The organism is Saccharothrix saharensis, assembly GCF_006716745.1.
Lineage (GTDB): Bacteria > Actinomycetota > Actinomycetes > Mycobacteriales > Pseudonocardiaceae > Actinosynnema > Actinosynnema saharense.
Genome location: NZ_VFPP01000001.1, coordinates 6049353 through 6071745, shown reverse-complemented (window position 1 = coordinate 6071745; position 22393 = coordinate 6049353). Strand labels below are relative to the sequence as shown.

General features: G+C 72.2%; 27 protein-coding genes. 10 read left to right on the top strand and 17 right to left on the bottom strand.

Translation table 11 applies throughout. The features are described 5' to 3' along the window. Positions 1–50 precede the first annotated feature (50 nt). Complete coding sequence (locus FHX81_RS40785) at positions 51–278, bottom strand: hypothetical protein (RefSeq protein ID WP_170231859.1); 228 nt, start codon at positions 276–278, stop codon at positions 51–53. 213 nt (positions 279–491) lie between these two features. Between FHX81_RS40785 and FHX81_RS27415 the strand changes: the two genes are divergently transcribed. The 3 genes from FHX81_RS27415 (at position 492) to FHX81_RS27405 (ending at position 2978) form a co-directional block, all read left to right on the top strand. Further along, entirely contained in the window at positions 492–1475 is a 984-nt protein-coding gene (locus tag FHX81_RS27415) for a LacI family DNA-binding transcriptional regulator (protein ID WP_141980923.1), read from the top strand. Continuing rightward, positions 1472–2476 carry a class I mannose-6-phosphate isomerase gene (locus FHX81_RS27410; RefSeq protein ID WP_141980922.1) on the top strand — a complete coding sequence of 335 codons (1005 nt, stop codon included), beginning with the start codon at positions 1472–1474 and terminating at the stop codon, positions 2474–2476. The genes FHX81_RS27415 and FHX81_RS27410 overlap by 4 nt, the downstream gene beginning before the upstream one ends. A 106-nt stretch (positions 2477–2582) precedes the next feature. Next, entirely contained in the window at positions 2583–2978 is a 396-nt protein-coding gene (locus FHX81_RS27405) for a hypothetical protein (RefSeq protein ID WP_141980921.1), read from the top strand. Here FHX81_RS27405 and FHX81_RS27400 read toward each other — a convergent pair. Next, on the bottom strand, positions 2921–3919 hold the full coding sequence (locus FHX81_RS27400) for a hypothetical protein (RefSeq protein WP_246107993.1): 999 nt from the start codon (positions 3917–3919) through the stop codon (positions 2921–2923). The genes FHX81_RS27405 and FHX81_RS27400 overlap by 58 nt on opposite strands. 230 nt (positions 3920–4149) lie before the next feature. On the opposite strand from FHX81_RS27400, the gene FHX81_RS27395 reads away from it, so the two are divergent. Next, positions 4150–4479, top strand: coding sequence for a hypothetical protein (locus FHX81_RS27395; RefSeq protein ID WP_141980920.1), 330 nt, complete (start codon positions 4150–4152; stop codon positions 4477–4479). Here the strand turns inward: FHX81_RS27395 and FHX81_RS27390 are convergent. Genes FHX81_RS27390 through FHX81_RS27380 form a run of 3 tightly spaced genes read right to left on the bottom strand, consistent with a single transcriptional unit; the run spans position 4476 to position 7176 of the window. Continuing rightward, the gene (locus tag FHX81_RS27390) at positions 4476–5123 is read right to left on the bottom strand and encodes a response regulator (RefSeq protein WP_141980919.1); all 648 of its coding nucleotides are present in this window, start codon (positions 5121–5123) and stop codon (positions 4476–4478) included. The genes FHX81_RS27395 and FHX81_RS27390 overlap by 4 nt on opposite strands. Before the next feature lie 11 nt (positions 5124–5134). After that, positions 5135–6730 (bottom strand): sensor histidine kinase, encoded by a 1596-nt coding sequence (locus FHX81_RS27385; protein WP_141980918.1) that lies wholly within the window; start codon positions 6728–6730, stop codon positions 5135–5137. 47 nt (positions 6731–6777) lie between these two features. Continuing rightward, on the bottom strand, positions 6778–7176 hold the full coding sequence (locus FHX81_RS27380; protein WP_141980917.1) for a pyridoxamine 5'-phosphate oxidase family protein: 399 nt from the start codon (positions 7174–7176) through the stop codon (positions 6778–6780). Positions 7177–7288: 112 nt separating this feature from the next. On the opposite strand from FHX81_RS27380, the gene FHX81_RS27375 reads away from it, so the two are divergent. Continuing rightward, the gene (locus FHX81_RS27375) at positions 7289–8128 is read left to right on the top strand and encodes an arylamine N-acetyltransferase family protein (protein WP_246107992.1); all 840 of its coding nucleotides are present in this window, start codon (positions 7289–7291) and stop codon (positions 8126–8128) included. 4 nt (positions 8129–8132) lie between these two features. On the opposite strand, the gene FHX81_RS27370 is transcribed toward FHX81_RS27375, so the two are convergent. From FHX81_RS27370 to FHX81_RS27355, 4 genes are read right to left on the bottom strand one after another with little or no spacing between them, the layout of a single operon-like run. Further along, the gene (locus tag FHX81_RS27370) at positions 8133–8657 is read right to left on the bottom strand and encodes a hypothetical protein (RefSeq protein ID WP_141980915.1); all 525 of its coding nucleotides are present in this window, start codon (positions 8655–8657) and stop codon (positions 8133–8135) included. After that, positions 8654–9238, bottom strand: coding sequence for a hypothetical protein (locus tag FHX81_RS27365; RefSeq protein WP_141980914.1), 585 nt, complete (start codon positions 9236–9238; stop codon positions 8654–8656). The genes FHX81_RS27370 and FHX81_RS27365 overlap by 4 nt, the downstream gene beginning before the upstream one ends. Beyond that, positions 9235–10200, bottom strand: a complete 966-nt coding sequence (meaB, locus tag FHX81_RS27360) for a methylmalonyl Co-A mutase-associated GTPase MeaB (protein ID WP_141980913.1) — start codon at positions 10198–10200, stop codon at positions 9235–9237. Before meaB ends, FHX81_RS27365 begins: the two co-directional genes overlap by 4 nt. A gap of 4 nt (positions 10201–10204) precedes the next feature. Then, the gene (locus FHX81_RS27355; RefSeq protein ID WP_141980912.1) at positions 10205–11392 is read right to left on the bottom strand and encodes an acetyl-CoA C-acetyltransferase; all 1188 of its coding nucleotides are present in this window, start codon (positions 11390–11392) and stop codon (positions 10205–10207) included. Positions 11393–11517: 125 nt separating this feature from the next. Between FHX81_RS27355 and mce the strand changes: the two genes are divergently transcribed. Then, positions 11518–11961 carry a methylmalonyl-CoA epimerase gene (mce, locus tag FHX81_RS27350; RefSeq protein WP_141980911.1) on the top strand — a complete coding sequence of 148 codons (444 nt, stop codon included), beginning with the start codon at positions 11518–11520 and terminating at the stop codon, positions 11959–11961. 12 nt (positions 11962–11973) lie between these two features. Here the strand turns inward: mce and FHX81_RS27345 are convergent, their stop codons facing one another. The 3 genes from FHX81_RS27345 to FHX81_RS27335 all read right to left on the bottom strand — a co-directional run bounded on the left by FHX81_RS27345 (position 11974) and on the right by FHX81_RS27335 (position 14315). Continuing rightward, a complete protein-coding gene (locus FHX81_RS27345; protein ID WP_141980910.1) occupies positions 11974–13146 on the bottom strand; it encodes a PLL family lectin in 1173 nt (390 codons plus the stop codon). Positions 13147–13336: 190 nt separating this feature from the next. Next, positions 13337–13894, bottom strand: a complete 558-nt coding sequence (locus FHX81_RS27340) for a TetR/AcrR family transcriptional regulator (RefSeq protein ID WP_141980909.1) — start codon at positions 13892–13894, stop codon at positions 13337–13339. A gap of 58 nt (positions 13895–13952) precedes the next feature. Then, the gene (locus tag FHX81_RS27335) at positions 13953–14315 is read right to left on the bottom strand and encodes an SPW repeat protein (RefSeq protein ID WP_141980908.1); all 363 of its coding nucleotides are present in this window, start codon (positions 14313–14315) and stop codon (positions 13953–13955) included. Positions 14316–14527: 212 nt separating this feature from the next. On the opposite strand from FHX81_RS27335, the gene ccrA reads away from it, so the two are divergent. Together ccrA and FHX81_RS27325 are read left to right on the top strand one after the other, a co-directional pair. Beyond that, on the top strand, positions 14528–15841 hold the full coding sequence (ccrA, locus tag FHX81_RS27330) for a crotonyl-CoA carboxylase/reductase (protein ID WP_141980907.1): 1314 nt from the start codon (positions 14528–14530) through the stop codon (positions 15839–15841). A 69-nt stretch (positions 15842–15910) separates the two neighbouring features. After that, complete coding sequence (locus FHX81_RS27325; RefSeq protein WP_141980906.1) at positions 15911–17107, top strand: coiled-coil domain-containing protein; 1197 nt, start codon at positions 15911–15913, stop codon at positions 17105–17107. A 74-nt stretch (positions 17108–17181) separates the two neighbouring features. Here the strand turns inward: FHX81_RS27325 and FHX81_RS27320 are convergent, their stop codons facing one another. The 3 genes from FHX81_RS27320 to FHX81_RS27310 all read right to left on the bottom strand — a co-directional run bounded on the left by FHX81_RS27320 (position 17182) and on the right by FHX81_RS27310 (position 19197). Beyond that, positions 17182–17892, bottom strand: coding sequence for an alpha/beta fold hydrolase (locus FHX81_RS27320; RefSeq protein WP_141980905.1), 711 nt, complete (start codon positions 17890–17892; stop codon positions 17182–17184). 99 nt (positions 17893–17991) lie between these two features. Then, the gene (locus FHX81_RS27315) at positions 17992–18750 is read right to left on the bottom strand and encodes an alpha/beta hydrolase (protein ID WP_246107991.1); all 759 of its coding nucleotides are present in this window, start codon (positions 18748–18750) and stop codon (positions 17992–17994) included. A 153-nt stretch (positions 18751–18903) separates the two neighbouring features. Next, on the bottom strand, positions 18904–19197 hold the full coding sequence (locus tag FHX81_RS27310; protein WP_141980904.1) for a hypothetical protein: 294 nt from the start codon (positions 19195–19197) through the stop codon (positions 18904–18906). Positions 19198–19249: 52 nt separating this feature from the next. On the opposite strand from FHX81_RS27310, the gene FHX81_RS27305 reads away from it, so the two are divergent. Both FHX81_RS27305 and FHX81_RS27300 read left to right on the top strand, forming a co-directional pair. After that, positions 19250–19666 (top strand): hypothetical protein, encoded by a 417-nt coding sequence (locus FHX81_RS27305; protein ID WP_141980903.1) that lies wholly within the window; start codon positions 19250–19252, stop codon positions 19664–19666. Between the two features lie 5 nt (positions 19667–19671). Further along, on the top strand, positions 19672–19875 hold the full coding sequence (locus FHX81_RS27300) for an FmdB family zinc ribbon protein (protein WP_063797900.1): 204 nt from the start codon (positions 19672–19674) through the stop codon (positions 19873–19875). Positions 19876–19887: 12 nt separating this feature from the next. Here FHX81_RS27300 and FHX81_RS27295 read toward each other — a convergent pair whose 3' ends face one another. Continuing rightward, positions 19888–20469: a DUF3558 family protein gene (locus FHX81_RS27295; protein WP_141980902.1), complete on the bottom strand. Its 582-nt coding sequence runs from the start codon at positions 20467–20469 to the stop codon at positions 19888–19890. A 59-nt stretch (positions 20470–20528) separates the two neighbouring features. Then, positions 20529–22307 (bottom strand): 3-hydroxyacyl-CoA dehydrogenase family protein, encoded by a 1779-nt coding sequence (locus FHX81_RS27290; RefSeq protein ID WP_141980901.1) that lies wholly within the window; start codon positions 22305–22307, stop codon positions 20529–20531. Positions 22308–22393 lie beyond the last annotated feature (86 nt).

The following is a 22393-nucleotide window of genomic DNA, read 5'->3' as shown; positions in this document are numbered from 1 at the left end:
AAGTCCCGGACGCGGTGGGTCCTCGCAGGCGTGGCCGCCGTGCTGCCGGGTCACCGTGTCCGGGCTCCACCGCACATGCCGAACGGCACGTCCGCGCCGGAGAAGTTGTTGCCCGCGCCGCCGCCCGTGCCGCGGTCCGGGCCACCCGGCCGGGTGCCGACGAACGGGTTCACCCACTCGGCCAGGTCGTCCACCTGTGCCGCCCCTGCCGCCGGGTGGACCACCGCCGGTGCCGCCGAGAGCGCTACCACCGCTGCGCGGGCAGGCGTTGTCCGCACCGGTCGCCTCCCGGTGACAACGCTGTCCACGAACGATTCGTAGTCGCCTGCTCGCGGAGAGTACGGGTCCGGCGTCAACCCCGTAACCGGGCCGTCCGGTGCCGGACCGGTCGGACCGTTGACATCCGTGCACACGCGGTGTGTGATTCGCGCACTATGACAACGTTGTCCCCGAACGGCGCGGCAGGCGCCCGCAAGGTGCGGCGTGCCACGATGAACGACGTGGCACGGCTGGCGGGCGTCAGCATCAAGACCGTCTCGCGCGTGGTGAACGACGAGGCGGGGGTGCACCCGGCGACCGCCGAGCGGGTGCTCGCGGCGATCGACCAGCTCGGCTTCCGGCGCAACCTCAGCGCCCGCAACCTGCGCCGCGGCTCGTCCACGGGAACCGTCGGGCTGGTGCTGGAGGACGTCGGCAACCCGTTCTACTCGGGCGTGACGCGGGCGGTCGAGGAGGTCGCGCGGCTGCGCGGCCGCCAGGTGATCACCGGCTCGTCCGACGAGGACCCGGCGCGCGAGCGCGAGCTGTCGCTGGAGTTCTGCTCGCGGCGGGTGGACGGCCTGCTGATCGTGCCCGCCGGGCTGCAGCACGGGTACCTGGTGCCGGAGATGCGCGCGGGCACGCCGGTGGTGTTCCTGGACCGGCCGGCCGGTGACGTCGTGGCCGACACCGTGCTGGTGGACAACATCGGCGGGACCGCCGAGGCGGTCGCGCACCTGGCGTCGTTCGGGCACCGGCGGATCGCGTTCCTGGGCGACGCGCCCGACATCTTCACCGCCAACGAGCGCCTGCGCGGCTACCGCGAGGGCTGCGTCCGGGCCGGCATCGGCTACCACGAGTCGCTGGTGGTCATGGGCCCGCACGACGAGGAATCCGTGCGCAAGGCGTTGCAGGGCCTGCGGAACGCCGCCGACCCGGCGACCGCCGTGGTGACGGGCAACAACCGGATCACCGTGCACGCCGTGCGCGCGTTGGCGGGCAGCACCTCGCGGCCCGCGCTCGTGGGCTTCGACGACTTCGAGCTGGCCGACCTGCTGTCCCCGCCGGTGACCGTGATCGCGCACGACGCGAGCGCGCTCGGCAAGGCAGCGGCGGACCTGCTCTTCGCCCGCCTGGACGGTGACGGCTCCCCACCGCGCCGCGTCGTCCTGCCGGTCCGCTTGGTGGCCCGTGGATCAGGAGAGGTACCCGCATGAGCTCCGACACCCAGCCCGTCGCGCTGGAGGCCAACCAGCCCCGGCAGTTCTACCGGGGCGGTGCGGCCATCGCGGCGTTCCGGAGCCGGGACGACGCCGACGCCGGGCCCGAGGACTGGGTGGGGTCGACCACCGCGCAGTTCGGCAAGGACGAGGCCGGGCTGACGCGGTTGCCGGACGGGCGGTGGTTGCGCGACGCGGTGGCGGCCGACCCGACGTCCTGGCTGGGCGCGGCGCACGCGGCGGAGTTCGGCGCCGACACGGCGCTGCTGGTGAAGCTGCTCGACGCCGGTCAGCGGCTGCCGGTGCACTGCCACCCGTCCGACGCGTTCGCCTCCGCCCACCTGGGCTGCCGGCACGGCAAGACCGAGGCGTGGATCGTGATCGGCACGTCCGGGCCCGACCCCACGGTCTACCTCGGGTTCCGCGACGACGTGCCCGCCGCCGTCGCCGCCGGGTGGGTGTCCACCCAGGACTCGGCCGCCATGCTCGACGCGCTGAACCCGGTGAAGGTCTCGCCCGGTGACACGGTGTTCGTGCCCGCCGGCGTGCCGCACGCGATCGGCGAGGGCGTGTTCATCGTGGAACTCCAGCAGCCCACGGACTTCTCCGTCACGCTGGAGTGGCAGGGCTTCCTGGCCGACCCCGAGGCCGGGCACCTCGGCCTGGGCTACGACAAGGCGTTGGAGTGCCTGGAGCGCCGCGCCCAGTCCCCCGCCGACCTGGTCCGCCGCACGCGGGCGCTCACCGGGCGGTCGGTGGGGATGTTCGACGCCCGGGCCGACCCGTTCTTCCGCGCCGACCGGCTGCACGTCTCCGGCTCGGCGGCGCTGGAGCCCTCGTTCGGCGTGTTCGTGGTGCTGGAGGGCGCCGGCACACTCGGACCCGTCGCGGTGCACCGGGGCAGCACGGTGGTCGTGCCGCACGCGGCGGGCGAGGTCGAGGTGACCGGCGACGTGGTCGCCATCCGGTGCAGGCCGCCGTCGGTGCCGAGGAGCTGAGGAATGGACCTGCCGTTGCCCGACTCGAAGTGGTCGGCACGCGACCCGGCGCGGTGCCGCGTCGTTGCGGGCAGCTCCGGTACCGGCAAGTCGACGCTGCTCGTCTGTGCCGAGTGAGGAGCGCACGGCAGGTCCGGTCATCGTGCCCGCGGCGGTCGTGCTACGACTTCCGGCGCTGGTCGTGTCGCTGGGCAACAGCCCCGTGGCCTTGCTCGTCCTCATCGGCGCGCTGTGCCCCTCCGCCATCGTCGCCGTGGTCCGAACCGTCGTGCGGACCGCGCCGAAGCTGTCCGCCGACCAGGTCCGCGCGTGGGCCGACCCGGTGGCGCCGGTCAAGGGGAAAGGCGGCGGGCAAGAGGAGCACCGGGCACGGCGCGACCGACCTGACCCGCCGACGGCACCGGAGGAACGCCTTCCCGGGAAGACCCCGGGCGAGCGAGCTGATCAGAGGTACTTGTTCGCCAGCTCCGAGTACTCCTTCTCCAGGTCGTCGGCCAGGTAGGCGACGTAGGCCCACGGCACCTCGTGCACGTGGTCGCGCATGCCGAGCAGGTGGCGCTTGGCCCGCGGCGCGTCGTCGGCCAGGGCGAACGCCGCCGCGAACAGGTTGTGGGCCTGGAGGGCGCGCGGGTGCGGCTTGCTCGGGGTCGAGTCCCACTTGTCGGCCGCCGTGGCGATCTCCTCCCGGTGCCGGGTGAAGTAGCGCATCTTCAGCGTGGCGATCTTCAACGCCGACCGCGACTGCACGGCGTCCTCGAACTGCTCCAGGAAGATCTCGAAGTGCGCCAGCGGAAGCATGGCCACCACCGGGTCGCCCGGCGGCGCGGCGTCGACGCTGCCCTGCGCGAACGCCATCATCTCCTCGGCCGAACCGCCCCACTTCGACGCCAGGATCTGCAACCGGGTCCAGTGCGCCGGGTACAGCGTCGCGCACCGCGCCACGATCTCCCGCCACACCTCGTCCTTCTGGTCGCGGTCGACCTGCAACCCGAGGCCCGCGGTCTGCAGCTGCGCCCACGGCACCGCGTCGCGGGGCAGGAGCTTCGCGGCCTCGTGCAGCGGACCGACAGCCTTGCGCAGGGTGCCGAAGAAGACCTTGAACCGGTCCTTGCCGACGCTGTCGGCCCGGCCCGAGCCGCGGATCGCCCACGCCTCCCGGATGAACGCCGTGCCGGCCAGCAGCCACAGGTCCGGGTCGGTGTTGTTCTTGGCCAGCTCCAGCAGCTCGTCGGCGTGGCCGATGGCGTGCTCGCCGAGCACCTCGGCCCGCAGCGCCCGCACCTCCGGGTCGTCACGGCACTCCGCGAGCACCGTGGTCGCCGCCCTCAGGTGGCCCGCGTCCATCTCCTCCGCCGCGATGTCCAGGATCGCGTCGTCGTAGGTGTGGTCCCGCACCACTTCACGGGCGAGCGCGGCAGGCCGCTTCCTCCGGAAAATCCCCACTCCAGCGACCTTACTTTCCTCCGAGCCCGAGTGGCTTAAGTCTTTCGTAGAGCCGAACAGGGCCTTTCTGCGGTTGTCCCCCAGAGTACGTGCGCGGTCGACTGGTGGCTTCGACGGAGGGGAACCCGGGAGCGGGAGAACCACCGCGGCCGTGGTCGCGGCCCTGGTCGGCTCGGTGCTGCCGACGTACGCGCGGGCCGGAACCGGGGACGAACCATCACCTGGTCCGCGTGCGCGAGCACGAGGGACTGGAGTGCGGCACGTTCCAGGCGCCGTTCGACCGGCGCGCCCCGCACGACGGCCGCGAGATCACCATCGCGGTGAGCAGGCTGAAGCCGCGCACCGGCCGGGCCAAGGGGGTCGTGCTCACCGATGCGGGCGGTCCGGGCGCGCCGGGGCGCCCGTTCCCGCTGATCTACACCGGCCGGGCCGAACTCGGCGTGGTCCCGTCACGCGACCTGGCCTGCCCGGGCACGCCCCTGCCCGACCCGACCACAGCCACCACCGCCTCCACCGCGCCGCTGGTCGGCCGCTCTGACGCGGGTCCGGTCGGCGGCTAGATCCCCCCGGCCTGCCGACGGCGGGCCGCGTACACCCCGGCCTCGGTCCGGCGGTCGAAGCCGAGCTTGTGCAACAGCGTGGAGACGTAGTTCTTGACCGTCTTCTCGGCCAGGAACAGCCGGTTCGCGATCTGCCGGTTGGTCAGGCCCTCGGCGATCAGGTCGAGGATCCGCCGCTCCTGCGGGCTCAACGACGCGTAGCGCGGGTCCTCGACCGGTCCGCCGCGCAGCCGTTGCAGCACGGTCGCGGTGACGCCGGAGTGCAGCAGCGATCCGCCCGCGGCCAGCGTGCGGATCGCGGACACCAGGTCGTTGCCGGACACCTGCTTGAGCATGTACCCGGCCGCGCCCGCCATGATCGCCCCGAACAGCGCCTCGTCGTCGGAGTACGAGGTCAGCATCAGGCACGCGGGCGGCGGCTGGACCGTCGACCGGATCTCCCGGCACACGGTCACGCCGTCGCCGTCGGGCAGCCGCACGTCGATCACGGCGACGTCGGGCCGGTGGAACGCGGCGGCGGACACCGCCGCGGCGGCGCTCTCCGCCTCGCCGACGACCTCGATGTCCGACTCGACCGCCAGCAGCTGCTGCAGACCCCGACGCACGATCTCGTGGTCGTCCACCAGAAGCACCGAGATGGACATGGACCCCTCCCCTACACCGTTACCAACGGGACGGACCACGTCAGCGTCACACCCCGGCCCTCGGCCGACTCGACCTCGCAGGAACCGTCCCACCTCGCGGCACGTGCCGCCATGTTCACCAGGCCGCCGGTGTGCCTGCCGCGGCCGGACGGCAGGCCGTCGCCGTCGTCGCGCACGACCAGCCGCAACGTGGTCGCCGCCCGGTCGACCACCACCTCGACCTCGACCTTCGTCGCCGCCGCGTGCCGGGCTGCGTTCGCCAGCGCCTCGCGCAGCGTGGCCAGCAGGTCCGGCCGCACGTGGTCGGGCACGACCGAGTCGATCGGGCCGTCCAGGGAGAGCGACGGCTCGAAGCCGAGCAGCCGCGTCGACTCCTGCACCACCTTCATCAGCTGGGCGCGCAGGTCGGCCGCGCCCGCGGGCGGCTCCTGCAACGAGAAGATGGTGCGCCGGATCTCCCGGATCGTCTGGTCGACCTCGGTGACGAAGTCCGCCAGCCGCTGCGCCACCATCGGCTGCTCCACCAGCCCGTTCATGCTCTGCAACCCCAGGCCGAGCCCGAACAACCGCTGCACCACCAGGTCGTGCAGGTCGCGGGCGATGCGGTCGCGGTCCTCCAGCACGGCCAACCGCCGTCCCGCCCCGGTGGCCCGGGTGAACTCCAGGATCAGCGCCGCCTGCCGGGCGAACGACTCGACCAGCGCCACGTCCGAGGCGTCGAACGCCCGCTGCTCCCGCGCCCGCGCCACCATCAGCACGCCGAGCACCCGCTGTCCGGCGGCGAGCGGCACGAACACCACCGGGCCGATCCGGGTCTGGCCGGGCAGCCCGTCGAGCACCTTGGCCTTGCCGGTGTCGAACACCTCCCGGGCCGGGCCGCCCTCACCGGCCGCGCTGAACCCGCGCACCTCGCCGTCCACCACCCGCACGGCCAGCTCACCCTGCACGTCGGGCAGCGCGAGCAGCGCGTTCACGCCGTCGGCGGCCAGTCGGGCGCGCACCGCGACCAGGCGCAGCGCGTCCCGGTCCGGGGTGCCGGTGAGCAGGGCGTTCGTCACCTCGTTGGACGCGCGCAGCCACACCTCGCGCTGCTGGGACTGCGCGTAGAGCCGGGCGTTCTCGATCGCGATGCCCGCCGCCGCGGCCACCGCGGTCACCACCTCGCGGTCGGCACGGGTGAAGTCGGAGCCGTCGGCCTTGTCGCTGAGGTAGAGGTTGCCGAACACCGAGCCGCGCACGTGCACCGGCACGCCCAGGAAACCGGGCCCGGTCGGGTCGAACGCCGGCGGGTCGAACGCGGTCGCCTCCGCGCCGGGCGCGTCGAGGTCGGTGTCGTGGTGGCCGTCGTCGTGGGTGAACTCCAGCAGCTGCCGGTTCGGCCCGATCACGGCCAGCGCGCCGTACCGCGCGCCGACCAGGCCGCACGAAGACTCCACGGTCCGGCGCAGCACGTCGGGCAGCGACAGGTCGCTGGCCAGCGACACGACCGCGCCGAGCAGCCGGTGCAGCCGCTCCTGCGAGCCGACGGCCTCGGCGGTGCGGTCGGTCAACTCGCGCAGCAGGCCGTCGAGCCGCGTCGCGGCGTTCGCATCCGGGGATCCGGCCACCCGAGACCACCCTGAAGAGTCGGAGGCATCGAGGTTAACGCGTCCGCCTAGGGGATGCGACGACCGGACAGCAGCTCCAGGTCGACCACCAGGAAGTGGTCGCCGCCGCCGTACCCGCGCGAGGCCAGCGGCAGCCGGTGCAGCTCGGCCAGCCGCTCGCGCTCCTCGACCTCGGTGACGTGCCCGACGGCCATCACCGACCAGCCGCGGGACAGGTCGGGTGCGATGTCGTCGATCTGGAACGCCACGATCGTGTCGCGGGCGACGAGCGTGGCGCTGCCGTCCGGCACGCGCAGCACGACGCACTCGCCGTCGAGCGCGAACACCACCGGGTGCACCACGGGCAGCGCCTTGTCGGTGTAGACCAGGCGGCCGATGGCGGCCTTGCCGAGCAGCTTCAGGCATTCCTCGCGGGACAGGACCTGAAGCCCAGCGGAGTCGTACATCGCACCTCTTCGTCGTCCCCCAGTCGCCGGAATAACGTTCGGCTCTGTGATCGTCGTTGCCTAGAGTCGGAAGTCCCGGCTTCGACCTACCACCCGGATGGGGGATTTTCCGATGCGTCCGCTCGACGTGCCCGTGTTCCTGCGCCGCCTGGGCGTGGCCGACGCCGAACCACCCGGGGTGGCCGCGCTGACCCGGCTGCACCGGGCGTTCGTCGAACGGGTGCCGTACGAGACCGTCGAGGTCCAGCTGGGCCGGTTGACCTCGATCGACCCGCTCGACTCGGTGGCCAGGGTGCTCGCGGGCGGCGGCGGGTACTGCTTCCACCTCAACGCGGCGTTCGGCGAGCTGCTGCGGGCGCTCGGCTACCGCGTGACCCGGCACCCGGGCGGCGTGCAGACGTCCGGGGACGTCGAGCCGGCCATCACCCGCAACCACCTCGCACTCACCGTGCACGACCTGCCCGACTCCGACGACACCTGGTTGGTCGACGTCGGCCTGGGTGACGGCCTGCACTCGCCGTTGCCGCTGCGTGCGGGCGTCCACCACCAGGGCCCGTTCACGTTCGAACTCGCGCCCTCCGCGGCCGCGCCGGGGGCGTGGCAGCTCCGGCACGACCCGCGCGGCAGCTTCTTCGCCATGCACTTCGCGCCGGACGCGGTCGGCATGGACCACTTCGCCGACCGGCACGTGCACCTGTCCACGTCACCCTCGTCGGGGTTCGTGCGCACGTTCAGCGCGCTGCGGGTCGACGGGCGCGGCTGGGACGTGCTGCGGGCGCTGACCCTCACCCGCGTCGAGGACGCGACCACCAGGACCCTGCTGGACGACCGGGCCGACTGGTTCACCGCCCTGGCCGACGTCTACGGGCTGGTCGTCGCCGAAAACGACCGCGACCCGTTGTGGCGCAAGGCGGTGTCCCAGCACGAGGCGCACCTGGCCGCGCGGTCATAGCCGGTCACCGGAACGCGCCCGGCCCGCCGTCGAAGTGCGGCACGAACCCGCGGTAGACCTGCCGGGCGTGCCGCTGCAGCGCCAGGTCCAGCATCTCGCCGCCGATGTCGTCGGGCAGCTGGATTCGGTGGCCGAACGCGGTCATCGGGACGCTGCGGTAGGTGGCGAGGAACGTCCGCGGCTCGTGCGGCGTGAGGTGCAGCCACAGCGACGGCTTCGGCTTGTCGTCGTAGGACAGCGCCACCGCGGCCAGCTCGTACCAGGGCACCGCCCACGAGCCGTTCTTCTCCGCCCAGCGCAGGCCCTGCGGCTCGACCACGAGCCGGCGCGGCCGGGACTTGCGCCGCCAGACACCGCCGCCGATCAGGCCACCGAGGGCGACCAGCGGTCCGACGAACATCGCCGCCAGGTGCCCGTCGCCGTAGGCCAGGAACATCAGCAGCACGCCGAGCGCGGTGAAACCGAGCTGGACCGCCAGCCCCGCGCCCCGCTCGGTCCGGTTGCCGAAGGGAATCTCGATCTCGTTCACGACAACCCCACCGTGAAGCCCTCGTCCTGGACACCCCGGTACAGGTGCGGGGCGAAGCCCAGCACCGCCCGCTCGACCACCGGGACCAGCGCCGCCGCGTCACCCAGCGGGAGCCGGTAGGCGCCGTCCTCGCGGGCCAGGTGCGCCATGTCGGCGTGCCGCGACCGGAACCCGTGCCCGTCGGCGGGCAGCAGGTCCAACCGGACCATGGTCTTGCGCAGCACCGCGTCGGCCGGGTGCACGACCCGTTCCCGCGTCCGCGAGATGCGCACCGCGCCCAGCTCGTGCCACGCCACCGCCCACGGCGCGCCGGCGGGGTCGTCCCACCGCACGCCGGGTGCCTCGAACACGAGCTTGCGCGGCCGCGAGATCCTCTTCCGGTTCAGCACCGCGCCCAGCGCGATGCCGGTGAACGCGAGCCCGATGACCAGCGCGATCGTGCCGCCCACCCCCTCGCCGTCGGCGTACGCGCCGACCGCGCCCACGAGCGCCACCACGCCGAGCACACCGGCCACCGTCCCGCCGATGACCACCCGGCGGGTGTCCCTGGTGCCGATGTCCACCACCACCGGCGTCGTCATACCCCCACCCCCTCGACCAGTCGATCAGCCGCAGCGTAGGGGTCCAGCTCACCCGCCACGACCCGTTTGGCCAGGGTTTCGAGCGCGGACGCGCCGCGCAAGCCGCCGATCCGGGAACGCAGCCGCTCCAGCGCGATGGCCTCGATCTCGCCCGCGGCCCTGGTCGCGCGACGTCGGTCCAGCTCACCGCGTCCGACGAGCCACGCGCGGTGTTCGTCGATCGCGTCCACGACGTCGTCCAGCCCTTCGGCGCGTGACGCGACGGTCTTCACCACGGGCGGCCGCCACGACGCGCCCTCGCGCTCGCGGCGGCCGAGGGAGATCACGTGCTTGAGGTCACGGGCGGTCCGGTCGGCGCCGTCCCGGTCGGCTTTGTTGACCACGAACACGTCGGCGATCTCCAGGATGCCCGCCTTGGCGGCCTGGATGCCGTCGCCCATGCCGGGCGCGAGCAGCACGACCGTGGTGTCGGCCAGCGACACGACCTCGACCTCGGACTGGCCCACGCCGACCGTCTCGACCAGCACGACGTCGCAGCCCGCCGCGTCGAGCACGCGCAGCGCCTGCGGCGTCGCCCAGGACAGCCCTCCCAGGTGGCCGCGGGTGGCCATGGACCGGATGAACACGCCGGGGTCGGTGGCGTGCTCGCCCATCCGCACCCGGTCGCCGAGCAGCGCGCCGCCGGAGAACGGCGACGACGGGTCCACGGCCAGCACCCCGACCCGCTTGCCACGCCTGCGGTAGGCCGTGACCAGGGCGGACGTGGACGTGGACTTGCCCACCCCCGGCGCGCCGGTCAAGCCGATGACCTGCGCGTTCCCGCAGAACGGGGCCAGTGCGCCCGCCACCTCGCGCAGCTGCGGGCCGGCGTCCTCCACCAGCGAGATCAGCCGGGCGACCGCGCGCGGTTGTCCCTCGCGCGCGCGGTCGACCAGCTCGGCTACGTCAACGGTGCGGGTCACACCGCTAGACCTTAGGCACGCGGACGATCAGGGCGTCGCCCTGACCACCACCGCCGCACAGCGCGGCCGCGCCCACGCCGCCACCGCGGCGCTTGAGCTCCAGCGCCAGGTGCAGCGCGATGCGGGCACCCGACATGCCAATCGGGTGGCCCAGCGCGATGGCGCCGCCGTTGACGTTGACCTTGTCCTCGGACAGGCCGAGCTCGCGCATGGAGACGATGCCGACCGCGGCGAACGCCTCGTTGATCTCGACCAGGTCCAGGTCGGACGGGTCGATGCCCTCCTTGGCGCACGCGGCCCTGATCGCGTTCGAGGGCTGCTGGTGCAGGCCGGCGTCCGGCCCGGCGACGACGCCGTGCGCGCCGATCTCGGCCAGCCAGGTCAGGCCCAGCTCCTCGGCCTTGGCCTTGCTCATCACGACCACGGCCGCCGCGCCGTCGGAGATCTGCGACGCCGAGCCGGCGGTGATGGTGCCGTCGGGCGCGAACGCGGGGCGCAGCTTGGCCAGCGCCTCGGCGGTGGTGTCGCCGCGCACGCCCTCGTCCTCGGCGAACAGGACCGGGTCGCCCTTGCGCTGCGGGATCGACACCGGGGCGATCTCCTCGGCGAAGACGCCGTTGCCGGCGGCCTTGGCGGCCCGCTGGTGCGACCGGGCGGAGAACTCGTCCTGCTCCTCGCGGGTCAGGCCGTGCCGGGAGTTGAACTTCTCCGTGGACATGCCCATCGCGACCTGGTCGAACGCGCAGAACAGGCCGTCGTGCGACATGTGGTCGAGCATCGTGACGTCGCCGAACTTGAAGCCGCCGCGGGACTTCTGCAGCAGGTGGGGCGCCTGGGTCATGGACTCCTGGCCGCCCGCCACCACGATGTCGAACTCGCCGGCGCGGATGAGCTGGTCGGCCAGCGCGATGGCGTCGATGCCGGACAGGCACACCTTGTTGATGGTCAGCGCGGGCACGGTCATGGGGATGCCCGCGTTCACCGCCGCCTGGCGCGCCGGGATCTGGCCCGCGCCCGCGGTGAGCACCTGGCCCATGATCACGTACTGCACCTGCTCGGGCGCGACACCGGCCCGCTCCAGGGCCGCGGAGATCGCGACGCCGCCGAGCTGGGCGCCGGAGAAGTCCTTCAACGATCCGAGCAGTCGCCCCATCGGGGTACGGGCCCCGGCGACGATGACGGAACCGGACACAGCAGCCTCCACAGCGGGTGTAAGCGGTTGTTAACACGCCACGATACCCAGGGTTACCACGGAGTAGCCCTGTGAGGCGTCGCACAGGCGGACCTGCACCGATTCGGCCACTAGCCTCCGTGCCCATGGAAGAACTCCGCGGTCTCGTCACCGCCATCGACCACGTCGGCATCGCCGTGCCGGACCTCGACGCCGCGATCGCGTTCCACCGCGAGCACTTCGGCCTGGAGGTCGCGCACGAGGAGGTCAACGAGGAGCAGGGCGTCCGCGAGGCGATGCTGCGCGCGCCGGGCGACGACGGCACGGGCACCGCCGTGCAGCTGCTCGCGCCGTTGACGCCGGAGTCCACCATCGCGAAGTTCATCGGCCGGTCCGGGCCGGGGCTGCAGCAGCTGGCCTACCGGGTGTCCGATGTGGACGCGGCGGCGGACGCGCTGCGCGCCAAGGGCCTGCGGCTGCTGTACGAGGCGGCGCGGCGCGGCACGTCCGACAGCCGGGTCAACTTCGTGCACCCCAAGGACGCGGGCGGCGTGCTCGTGGAACTCGTGGAGCCCGCCGCCGGCCACTAGGGCCGCCCGGGATCAGGGCGAGCCCAGGTCGTCCCAGACGAACCCGGCGGCGGTCTGGTGACCCCACCACACGGTGGACTTGGAGGCGACGAACGCCTCCACGGCCCGGGTCCCGTTGACGTTCTTGTACGTGATCGCCGTCGGCGGGGTGTCCGGGAACACCACGTTCTGGCCGGCCAGGTCCCACTCGAACCCGTTCCACCACAGCAGGTGCGGCGCGGAGGCGCCCAAGTCGCCCTGCGGGTGGCTGGAGAAGTGCACGAAGAGCATCTGCGGGTTGTTGCCGTCTTTGTAGGTGACGCAATCACCCAGGCGTGAGGCGGCGATGGTATCGGTTCCGTCGAGCGCCGAACTCCAGTGCATCGGCGTCCCGTCGTCGGTTTGCGGCGTGCCGAAATAGGCGTGCACCGGATCCCCGACCTGCGCGTCGATCACGGCGAAGCAGTAGACGCGCTGGGGGTCGGCGCCCTCCTTGTAGGTGAGGGCGCTGAGGTGACCGTACTCGTCCACGTCGGCCATCGGGTCGGCGAGCGGCCCGGCCGCCGGCGCGCCGGGCTGCACGCCGGCCCAGCGGCCCACGCCGTCGAGGTAGCGGTAGAGCCCGAGCGTGTTGTCGTCGAGCCTCACGAAGGCGTAGACGCCGGCCGCGTTCGCGCCGTCCTGGAAGGCGACGGCGGCCGGCGGACCTGCGACCGACTTCACCACCATGCCCGGGGGTCGGCCCAGGGCATCCCAGCTCCACTCGTAGCCGTCGTGGCGGGCGGCGTAGAGGTGGCCGTTCTTCCCGCGCACGAAGACGTAGATCTGCCTGCCGGCGTCGGCGTCCACGTAGGTGACGGCCGCCGGTGAGCCCGTGGCGAGCCCGACCCCGGCAGGTTGTCCCATGTCCACCCACGACCAGGACGACCCGGTCTGGTGTGCCCGGTAGAGGTGGCCGTCCGCCGCGGTGGCGAAGAGGCGGACGCGGTGGACCGGCCCGTCCGGGTAGGCGATGGCGGAGACCTTGTGCGCGATCTTGGTGGCGGTGGGCGCGCCCACCGGGATCCACGCCCAGCTCTGCTCGATCCGCCGGAGCGCGTACACCTTGCCGTCCGGGTAGGAGCGGCCGAACACGTACGTGAATTGCGGTTGCTGTGGATCGTGCCGGTAGGTGACCGCAGCAAGGCGGCCTTGGATTTTCACCATGCCCGTGACCTCTCCCCGCGCCGCGCGATGTCCGCGTCGAATCGACTGCGTTTCGTCGTACCACGATCGGTGAATGGATCGAAGCGACGCTGACGCCGATTCACGCGGCAGGTCCAATGACTGGCCACCGATGGCTCACCACACCGCAATTCTGCGAAAGCGGGACCGCATTTCTGCGCGCGAACTCGCGTCAAGGCCGTTCCAGGGCGGCGGCCACGAACGACAACTCCAGGTCCATCCGATCGTCGTCCGGCGCGTGCCTGGCCACCGAGTGCCGGTAGCTGACCGCGAGCGCGAGCAGCGCGGACGCGCTGTCGACGTCCTTCGCGGCCACCGCCGCCCCGCCCGCGGCCAGGATGACGTTGCGGATCTGCCGAGCCACCGACCGGTAGCGCTCGTGCAGCGCGTCGCGGACCGCCTTGTGCGTGTCGGCCTCGCGCCACAGCAGGTGGCTGAGCAGGGGTGACGCGTCGAGCCGGGCGTCCAGCGCGGCGACGAGCCGGCGCAGGCTCTCCGCGATGTCGCCGACGACCACGACGCGGTGCGCGTCGACGGTGCCGTCCGGCAGCCGCTGCACGAGGGCCGCCAGCAGGTCGGCCTTGCGGCGGAAGTAGTAGTGCACGAGCCCCTTGGGCACCTCGGCCCGTTCGGCGATGCGCGAGGTCGGCGTCGCGTCGAAACCCGACTCGGCGAACAACTCCTCGGCCGCTCGCAGGATCCGCTCCCGGGCCGACGAGTCCTCAACCACTGCGTTGCCCCTCCGGTCGGGCCCACGGCGGCTGCCGTGGGCCCGGTTGTCGTCGCTCTCAGGCGGTGCCGGCGATCCGGTGGCCGTGGGCGGCATTGGCCAGCGGGAGCGCCATGGCGCCCGCGGCGACCGTCAGCACGCCGCCGATCCACGAGATCCACGCCGCGCCCGCGAGGTCGCTGTAGCCCATCACCCACGGCGAGATGAACAGCAGTGCGCCCAGGACCATCTGGAACCACTCGCCGTAGACCATCCCGGGCATCGCGAGCGACGCGAGGCCGTCGATGGCGATCAGTGCGCCGAGCACGATCATCGTCCACATGGCCCCGGTGGTCGTCTCCACCACCAGGGGCGACAGCAGCACCAGGACGCCGATGACGACCTCGGCCCAGTCCTGCCACCTGGTCCACGCCTTCGTCATGACCCGTACCTCCGTCCTCCTCGATCGGACACCTCCGATGGTCCGCTTGGTTGGCCGCCCGGTCAAGAAGGACCGATCGGGGGAAAAGCCAGTGCAGTGGCTCACAGCTCGCGTTCTGAATCGGTTACCCGTGGGTAACCTCCGGCAACCTGCGTGGACCTCTAGAGCCCGCCACATCGACCATCCCGAAGCCCCCATTGGGAGGGAACGCCGTGCAGAAGATCCTCGACGCGATCCTCGCGGACGAACTGGACGCGATCGGATCGCTGGACGTACCGGAGAGCTACCGGGGCGTGACCGTGCACGCCGACGAGGTCAAGATGTTCGAGGGCTTGGCCACCAAGGACAAGGACCCGCGCAAGTCACTGCACGTCGACGAGATCGCCACGCCCGAGCTCGCCCCGGGTGAGGCGCTGGTCGCCGTGATGGCCAGCGCCATCAACTACAACACGGTGTGGACCTCGATCTTCGAGCCGCTGCCCACGTTCGCGTTCCTCAAGAAGTACGGCGGCCGGCACGACCAGCCGTTCCACGTGGTGGGCTCCGACCTGGCGGGCGTGGTGCTGCGCACCGGCCCCGGCGTGAACACCTGGAAGCCCGGCGACCGGGTCGTGGCGCACTGCCTCGACGTGCAGCTGGAGCACCCGGACGGGCACAGCGACACCATGCTCGACCCCGAGCAGCGCATCTGGGGCTTCGAGACCAACTACGGCGGCCTCGCCGAGATCGCCCTGGTCAAGGCCAACCAGCTGATGCCGATGCCCGCCCACCTGACGTGGGAGGAAGCGGCGTCACCCGGCCTGGTGAACTCCACCGCCTACCGGCAGCTCGTGTCGACCAACGGCGCGAACCTGAAGCAGGGCGACACCGTGCTGATCTGGGGCGCGTCCGGCGGCCTCGGCTCCTACGCGACCCAGTTCGCGCTCAACGGCGGCGCCACCCCGGTGTGCGTGGTGTCGTCCCCGGAGAAGGCCGAGATCTGCCGGCGCATGGGCGCGGAGCTGATCATCGACCGCAGTGCCGAGGGCTTCAGGTTCTGGAAGGACGAGCACGAGCAGGACGTCGGCGAGTGGAAGCGGCTCGGCGCGAAGATCCGTGAGCTGACCGGCGGCGACGACCCGGACATCGTGTTCGAGCACCCGGGCCGGGAGACGTTCGGCGCGTCGGTGTACGTGGCGCGCAAGGGCGGCACGATCGTGACGTGCGCGTCCACCAGCGGGTACATGCACCAGTACGACAACCGCTACCTGTGGATGCACCTGAAGCGGATCGTCGGCTCGCACTTCGCGAACTACCGGGAGGCCTGGGAGGCCAACCGGTTGGTCGCCAAGGGGAAGATCCACCCGACACTGTCCAAGGTGTACTCCATGGAGGAGACCGGGCAGGCCGCGCACGACGTGCACCGCAACGCCCACCAGGGCAAGGTCGGCGTGCTGACGCTGGCGCCGGAGGCGGGCCTGGGCGTGCGCGACCACGAGCTGCGGGCCGCCCACCTGGACGCGATCAACCGTTTCCGGGGCGTCTAAAGCGAAATCACCCCCGATGTGCGGCGCTCGGGTGACCGCCGCACATCGGGAGCGGGTAGCGTGAGCGGCATGGGCCTCGCCGACGACCGTGACCTCGTCCCCCTGGGATCCGGCTTCGACATCGTCAAGCGCGGGTACGACCGCGCCCAGGTCGAGGACCACCTGGAACGCCTCGACTCCGACCTGCGCCTGCTCGCGGCCGACCGGGACGCGGCGGTGTCGCAGACCAACGACCTGGCCCGGCAGCTCGAGGCGGCCCGGTCGGAGATCGCGGAGCTGCGCGGCCAGGTGGAGCGGCTGTCGCTGCCGCCGACCACGCTGGAGGGGCTGAGCGAGCGGTTGCAGCGGATGCTGCGGCTCGCGCAGGACGAGGCCAACGAGATCAAGGCGCGGGCCGAGGCCGAGGGCGGGCACATCCGCGCCAAGGCCGAGGCCGACGCGGGGGTGCTGCGCACCCGGTACGAGAAGCTGATCGCCGAGCTCGACCAGCGGCGCGCCGACATGGAGGCCGAGCACCGGGGCGTGCTGGAGACGGCACGGGCCGAGGCCGACCGGATCGTGGGCGAGGCGCGGGCCGAGGCGACCCGGTTGGACGAGGAGTCGCTGCAGCGCCGGACCACGGTCGAGGAGGACTTCGAGATCGCGATGGCGGCCCGGCGGGTCGAGTCGATGAAGACGCTGGCCGAGCAGGAGGCGTCGTCGAAGGCCGAGGCCGAGCGCCGGGTGCGGGAGGCGACCGAGGAAGCCGCGCGGGTGCGCGCCCAGATCGCGCAGGAGCAGGCCGCGTCGAGCGCCGAGGCGCAGCGCCTGGTGCGCGAGGCGACGGAGGAGGCCAACCGCCGTCGGCACGACTCGATCAGCGAGGCCACCGCGCGCGTGCAGGAGGCGACCGACGAGGCGAACCGCCGGGTCCGGGAGGCGACGGAAGAAGCGAACCGCCGCGTCACCCAGGCCACCCAGAAGGTGGACGCCCTGCGCCAACTCCGCAACCGCCTGTCCCAGCAACTGCACGCCGTGAGCTCCGCCCTGCACGACGTCACCCCTCTGCTGGACCCCCTGGACGAGGAACGCCCCGCCCCCACCCCGGCCGCCGCCCCCACCCCGGCCCCGACCCCGGCCGCCGCTCCGACCTCCGGCACGGGCTCGGGCGTGAGCCCCGCCAAGCCGACCTCCACCCCGGCTCCCCCCGCGGACACCTCCAAGCCGGGCCCCGACGGCCCCACCCAGAAGATCGCGCGCCCCAAACCCCAACCAACCAAGCGCTGACCCGAGAGTCGAACGCTCAGGTCCCGAGTGTCGAACGCTCAGGACCCCTGAGTTCAACGCTCAGGACGACGCCGTCACACCCCGACGCGCCGTCGCCAGTCGAGAACGGCGGCGGCGAACGCGTCCGGTGCCTCCAGCGGCGTCAGGTGTCCGACACCCGGCAGCTCGACGTACTCGCCGTGCCGCAGCATCGCGACCAACTCCCGTGCCGACGTCGGCGGCGTGAGCGCGTCGTGCGCCCCGACCAGCACCAACGCCGGCACGTCCACCGCGGCCAGCACGTCCGTCGAGTCCGGCCGCACGGCCATCGCCCGCTGCGCCCACACCACTTCCGCCGGGTCCTGGTCGAGGATCAGCTCACGCACCCGCCCGGTCACGGCCTCGCCCGCGTCAGGCCCGAGCAGCCCGCCCACGACCGCGTCCGGCACCCAGCCGAGCCCTTCCGCCTCGACCCGCGCCGCCATCGCCAGCCGGTTGGCCCGCGCCTCGTCGGTGTCCGCGCCGGCACGCGTGTCGGCCAGCACGAGCCCCGCCACGCGGGACGGGTCACGCCGCAGCACGGCCATCGCCACGTACCCGCCCATCGAGCACCCGCCGAGCACCGCCCGCTCGATCCCGCGTTCGTCGAGCAACCGCAGCACGTCGTCCGCAACAGCCACCAGATCGGGTGAACGCCGGCCGCCTCGCTGGTCGGGCGTGATCGGTTTCAGCAGGTCACGCACCCCGTCCCACATCCGGGAGTCGAACGGGAAGGCGTGCAGCAGGACGAGCGGAGCGGATTCCATACCCGGAATTGTCGGACCCCCTCGCCAGCTTCGTCATATGACTCCCACCCAGGAACCGGACGAGCCGCGCACCGACGGTTCAGCGCCGTCCTGGCGGCGTCAGGAGGTCACGGTGGTCGCCTGATACCGCTCGTGGGGGCCGGACCAGGTGCGCGGCAACGGCGTGGGCACCTCGGGCACGGCCGCGGACACGATCGCGTCCAGCACCTCTTCGGTGTGCCCGACCATGAGGTGCTTGGCGCCGGGGAAGTCGACCACGTCCGCGGTCGGGATGTCCGCGCCGAACCGCCGCCTGGCCTCGGCCGGTGGCAGGTAGGTGTCGAACTCGGGCACCAGGCACACCACCGGCTTGCCCGACCGGGCCCACGTCCGCAAGTGCTCGGCCTTGCTCCACCGCAGAGGAGGTGAGATCAACACAGCACCCTCGACCACCGGCTCGCACCCGTGCATCAGGGCGAGGTCGGTGCCGAACGACCAGCCGACAAGCCACACGGAGGGCAATCCCCGTTCGGCCGCGAACGCCAGGGCCGCCGCGACATCCAGCCGCTCGCCCACGGCGTGGTCGAACGCGCCCTCACTGCACCCGGCCGCACTGCGCGTGCCCCGGGTGTTGAACCGCAGCACCGCCAGACCGGCCAACGCGGGCAACCGCCAAGCCGCCTTGCGGTAGAGGTGGGAGTCCATCATCCCGCCGTGCGTCGGCAACGGGTGCAACAACACCAGCGTGGCCGAGGGCTCGCGGTCGACCGGCAGGGCCAACTCACCGACCAGCGCCAGCCCGTCAGCGGTCCGCAACGTGACCGCCTCGCGCCGGGCCGGCAACACGGTGTTGGCCTTGATCAGCACCTCGCCCTCCACCCCGACATCGTCCCACCGACCAACCGACGACCCGCCGAACCCTCCCGGTTGACCATCGGCAGGGCGGGACAGGCGACAGGGCGACCTGCGTCGGGCTGAGCACGGTCGGGGCCGAACCGAGGGCAGTCGGGGCCGGCGATCGGGTACGGAGCGTCACCAGCGGCGGCTGGTGGGGCCGCGGCGGGTTCGGGACGACCAGCAGCCCTGGTGCCAGTGGCGGCGGTCTTCGACGGAGCCGTAGTCGGCGGCGGGCCAGGCGACGATGTGCGGGGTGCCGGGGCGGATCTCGTGGTCGCAGCCCGGGCACCGGTAGGTCTTGGTGGTGGCGTTGCCGGACACGGTGCGCACCAGCCACTCGCCGTCCGGGGCGCTCTCGGCCCGTGCCCAGCCGTGCCCACCGACGGGTGAGGGCTCGGGTGGGCGTTGCGGGCGGTTACGGCGTGGCACGAGGAACGAGGGTATCCGGGCTCGCCCCGGGTGATGGCTTACGGTCCACTGGGTGAGCAAGTGGCAACGGGTCGTATTAACCCTTCTCCTGGCGGTCGAAGTGGCCGTGACGCTGATGCCGGTGGTGCGCGGCCTCCTGGTCGAGCCGCCGACCGCCAACGTCATGCCTGGTCACGAGGCACGGTCGGTCGTGGTGGAGCCGGATGTGCCGGTCAACCAGCCGCGAGGGCTGCGGCAGGGCGTGCTGCTCGGCACCACGATGTTGATGCTGGTCACCGCGCTGTCGGCGTTGCTGCCGGTGTGGCTGCGGCCGAGTTCGCGGATGTGGGTGGCCACGTTCACCGGCACGCACCTGGCCGCCGCCGGCCTCGGCTGGGTGCACAGCCTGCCGTTGCTGACGCTGCTCGCCGCGGTGTCCGCTGTTGGGGTGCCCTTGCTGGTGCTGTCCCCGCCGCGCCGGGGACAATGAGCGACGTGCCAACCTACGAATTCCGCTGCAAGGCGTGCGGCTCGACCTTCGACGTGAAGCGGTCGATGGACGAAGCCTCCGCGCCCGCGCCGTGCCCGAACGGCCACGACGACACCGTGAAGCTGCTCTCCATGGCCGGGCTGAGCGGCAAAGCCGACGCGCCCGCAGGTGGTGGCGGCGGGTGCTGCGGCGGCGGGTGCTGCAGCTGACCCACCCCGCGCTCAGCCGTTGGGCTCCTTCGCCAGCAGCACCTCGGCGACCTTCTTGCCCTGGTCGCAGATGGCGCCGTACCGGGCGGACCCGTCGATCACGATGATCCCGAGCCCGCCCCCGGCGTAGTCCATCACCAGCACGCACGACGGCTGCACGGACGTGTCCGTGGTCCGGTCGAAGTAGGTGACCTTCCGGTCGCCGAGGTCGAACTCGCCGTTGCTCTGCTCCAGCGTGATCGCGCGCCCCTCGCGGAACCGCAGCGTCACGCCGACGTCGAGCGAGCCGACGGAGGTCTGCCACTTGCACGACTGGTCGAACGCGTCGTCGTAGCCGGTCTCCGTCGGCTTGGCGCTCTTGTCCGGCACGTCGTAGGGCAGGTCCTTCCACCCCATCAACGCGCAGATGTCCTCGACGTCGCCGGTGGGCTCGTCGGACGGGTCCGCGGACCCCGTCGGGGTGGGCTTGGCCGACGTGAACGGCGGGTCGACGTCGAGCACCTGCTCCGCCACCGGGGTGCCGTTGACCGTGTACGCGCAGGCGCTCGTCAGACCGAACGCCGCCACCAGGAGCGAGATCACCACACGCCGCATGGTGACCACGATGCCAAACGCCGACAACCGCCACGTCATCAGCCCGGGCAACGGGCCCCTCAGACCTCGTAGTCGCGGAACCCCTTGCCGGTCTTGCGACCCAGCCGCCCGGCCTTCACGAGGTGCTCCAGCAGCGGCGCGGGAGCGAAACCGGCTTCGCGGAACTCCAGGTACAGGGTCCGCTCGATGGCCAGCGACACGTCCAGCCCCACCACGTCCAGCAGCTCGAACGGCCCCATCGGCAACGAGCAGCCGACCTTCATCGCGTTGTCGATGTCGTCGGCCGACGCGTAGTGCGCCTCCAGCATCTTCACCGCGTCGTTGAGGTACGGGAACAGCAGCGCGTTGACGATGAACCCGGCCCGGTCGCCGCAGTGCACCGGCACCTTGCCCAGGTCCAGGCACACCCGGCGCGCGGTGGCCACGACGTCGGCGGACGTCGAGATGGTCTCCACGACCTCGACCAGCTTCATCACCTGCGCGGGGTTGAAGAAGTGCAGGCCGACGACGTCGCCGGGCCGCGCGGTCGCGGCGGCGCACTCGATGACCGGCAGCGAGGACGTGGTGGTCGCGAGCACCGCGCCCGGCTTGCACACCTCGTCCAGCGCCTGGAACACCGCCTTCTTGATCGGCAGCTCCTCGGCGACCGCCTCGACCACGAGGTCGCAGTCGGCCAGGTCCGCGAAGTCGACCACCGGCGTGACGCGGGCCAGCGTGGCGTCCCGGTCCTCCGCCGACAGCTTGCCCCGCGAGACGGCCTTCTCCAGCGACCTGCGCACCTTGCCGACGGCCGCGGCGGCCTTGTCCTCCGACCGCGCCCGCAGCACCACGTCGTAGCCGCGCTTGGCGAACACCTCCACGATGCCCGTGGCCATGGTCCCGGTGCCGATCACGCCGACCCGCTGGACCTCGCGCGCGACGTCGCCCTCCGCGGCGGCGACCGGGGTCAGCACGTCCGGCACGACGACCGGCGAGTCCGGCCCGTCGTAGGTGTAGAAGCCGCGCCCGCTCTTGCGGCCCAGCAACCCGGCCGTGATCATCTGCTTCAACAGCGGCGCCGGCGCGTGCAGCCGGTTGCGGGACTGGTGGTACATCGTGTCCAGGATCTCGTAGGCCGTGTCCAGCCCGATGAGGTCCAGCACGGCCAACGGCCCCATCGGGTAGCCGCACCCGTACCGCATGGCCGCGTCGAGGTCTTCCCTTGTCGCGTAACGGGACTCGTACATCCGCACCGCGTGGTTGAGGTACCCGAACAGCAGTGCGTTCGCGATGAACCCGGCCCGGTCGCCGATCACGACCGGCGTCTTGCCCAGCCCCTCGGCGAACGCGACCACGTCGGTCACCACGTCCGGCTCGGTGACGACCGTGCGGATCACCTCGACCAGCTTCAGCACCGGCGCCGGGTTGAAGAAGTGCAACCCGACGACCTTGCCGGGCCGTCCGGTGTGGACACCGATCTCGGTGATCGACAACGACGACGTGTTCGACGCGAACACCGTGTCGGGCCCGCAGATCCGGTCCAGCTCGGCGAACACGGCCGCCTTCAGCTCGATCCGCTCCGGCACCGCCTCGACGACCAGGTCCACCCCGGCCAACGCGTCCAGCGACGTGGCGTAGGAGATGCGGCCCAACGTGGCGTCACGCTCGGCCGCCGACAACTTGCCGCCCGCCACCGCGCGGTCCGTGGAGTGGTCCAGGTGACCGCGGCCGCGGGCCAGGCCCGCTTCGTCCACGTCCACCGCCACCACAGTGATGCCGGTCCTGGCGAGGACTTCGGCGATACCGGCGCCCATCGTGCCGAGACCGACGATGCCGACCGTGTTGAACTGCCGCGTCACTGTGTACCTCCCACTCAACGGAGTGGCTACCGGACGGTAACTTGACCGCGACTATCCCACGACCGTCACGCCTCGTACGCGTGAGC

Excerpts from the sequence above, each read along its gene's own strand:
- FHX81_RS27415 (WP_141980923.1), top strand. The coding sequence starts at position 492 with ATGAACGACGTGGCACGGCTGGCGGGCGTCAGCATCAAGACCGTCTCG.
- FHX81_RS27410 (WP_141980922.1), top strand. The coding sequence starts at position 1,472 with ATGAGCTCCGACACCCAGCCCGTCGCGCTGGAGGCCAACCAGCCCCGG.
- FHX81_RS27390 (WP_141980919.1), bottom strand. The coding sequence starts at position 5,123 with ATGTCCATCTCGGTGCTTCTGGTGGACGACCACGAGATCGTGCGTCGG.
- FHX81_RS27380 (WP_141980917.1), bottom strand. The coding sequence starts at position 7,176 with ATGTACGACTCCGCTGGGCTTCAGGTCCTGTCCCGCGAGGAATGCCTG.
- FHX81_RS27375 (WP_246107992.1), top strand. The coding sequence starts at position 7,289 with ATGCGTCCGCTCGACGTGCCCGTGTTCCTGCGCCGCCTGGGCGTGGCC.
- FHX81_RS27365 (WP_141980914.1), bottom strand. The coding sequence starts at position 9,238 with ATGACGACGCCGGTGGTGGTGGACATCGGCACCAGGGACACCCGCCGG.
- mce (WP_141980911.1), top strand. The coding sequence starts at position 11,518 with ATGGAAGAACTCCGCGGTCTCGTCACCGCCATCGACCACGTCGGCATC.
- FHX81_RS27345 (WP_141980910.1), bottom strand. The coding sequence starts at position 13,146 with ATGGTGAAAATCCAAGGCCGCCTTGCTGCGGTCACCTACCGGCACGAT.
- FHX81_RS27335 (WP_141980908.1), bottom strand. The coding sequence starts at position 14,315 with ATGACGAAGGCGTGGACCAGGTGGCAGGACTGGGCCGAGGTCGTCATC.
- FHX81_RS27325 (WP_141980906.1), top strand. The coding sequence starts at position 15,911 with ATGGGCCTCGCCGACGACCGTGACCTCGTCCCCCTGGGATCCGGCTTC.
- FHX81_RS27320 (WP_141980905.1), bottom strand. The coding sequence starts at position 17,892 with ATGGAATCCGCTCCGCTCGTCCTGCTGCACGCCTTCCCGTTCGACTCC.
- FHX81_RS27295 (WP_141980902.1), bottom strand. The coding sequence starts at position 20,469 with ATGCGGCGTGTGGTGATCTCGCTCCTGGTGGCGGCGTTCGGTCTGACG.